The organism is Aneurinibacillus tyrosinisolvens (genome assembly GCF_001015055.1).
In the GTDB taxonomy this organism is placed as follows: Bacteria; Bacillota; Bacilli; order Aneurinibacillales; family Aneurinibacillaceae; genus Aneurinibacillus_A; species Aneurinibacillus_A tyrosinisolvens.
The window spans coordinates 1-1497 of record NZ_BBWZ01000107.1; the positions used below are offsets into that span (position 1 = coordinate 1).

Sequence of the window (1497 nt, forward strand, 5' to 3'; positions counted from 1 at the left end):
GGAGGCCACTGAAAAAGTACCTTTAAACAGAAAAGACAGAGCTCTCCATTTAATGGAGTGTCTCTGCCTTTTTTTGTTTTATCATTTTTTGTTTTATAATTAAGGGACTAATTTTCAGGTGGGTGGTTCTGGTGATACAAAAACAACAATCAATGAAGTCAAGTCCTTATATGGATCTCTATAACCTCATCGTGCCGGAGGACAACATGTTGCGCAGGATCAATGACCTGATCGACTTTTCCTTCGTCTATGATGAACTTGAGGATAAGTATTGTCCGGATAACGGCCGGAACGCCATCCACCCCATTCGCATGTTTAAATATTTACTGTTAAAAACCATCCATGACCTTTCCGATGTGGATATCGTGGAGCGTTCGAAATATGACATGTCCTTCAAATATTTTTTGGGCATGGCTCCGGAGGAGGCCGTGATCGATCCGAGCTCGCTGACAACATTCCGCAAGCTCAGGCTCAAGGACGTCAATCTTCTGGACATGCTTATCAATAAGACGGTCGAGATTGCGATTGAAAAAGGGATCATTAAGAGTAAATCCATCCTTGTCGACGCCACCCACTCGAGAGCACGCTATAACCAGATGACACCAAAGGAAATCCTGATGGAGCGTTCCAAAAAGCTGAGGAAGGCCGTTTATCAGGTGGATGAATCCATGAAGGAGAAGTTCCCTGCCAAGACGAAGACAGATGTGCTGGAGGATGAAATCGCCTACTCCGAGGAACTCATCAAGGTAATGGAGAAGGAAGAAACCCTTGTGCAGTATCCAAAGGTGAAGGAACAACTGAATCTATTGAAAGAAACGGTCGCAGATGATCTGGAGCACCTCCGGTGCTCAAAGGATCATGACGCCAAAGTGGGCCACAAGACGGCCGACTCCTCCTTCTTTGGATACAAGACCCACATAGCCATGAGCGAGGAACGGCTCATTACGGCAGCGGTCATTACCACAGGCGAAAAAAATGATGGAAAGCAACTGGAGACGCTGATTGAGAAAAGCAAGGAAGCCGGCATGGAAGTGGAAACGGTCATCGGGGACGCAGCCTATTCAGAAAAAGAGAATATAAAGTATAGTAAAGGGAATGGAATCAAACTGGTCGCCAAATTACATCCATCCGTGACTCAAGGGAACCGTAAGAAGGAAGACGAATTTGAATTCAATAAGGATGCCGGGATGTATGTCTGTAAAGCCGGGCATATGGCGATCAGGAAAGCCCGTCAGGGAAAGAAAGATATCGGTGAAAACCAAAGGGATACCTATTACTTTGATATCGAGAAGTGCAAACGATGCCCTTTCAGGGAGGGGTGTTATAAGGAAGGAGCGAAAAGCAAGACGTACTCCGTGACGATCAAATCAAATGAACATTCCGAACAGGAAAAGTTTCAGGAGAGCGAGTACTTCAAGGAAAAGGCAAAAGAGCGTTACAAGATTGAAGCCAAGAATAGCGAGCTTAAACACAGACACGGGTACGATGTGGCTCAAT

The 1497-nt window shown here is 45.5% G+C and carries 1 protein-coding gene; it reads left to right on the plus strand.

Annotated features, from left to right (window positions below):
- Window positions 1-131: 131 nt before the first annotated feature.
- A partial coding sequence (locus MBEAL2_RS28510; RefSeq protein ID WP_047155550.1) for an IS1182 family transposase occupies window positions 132-1497 on the plus strand: 1366 nt, incomplete at its 3' end.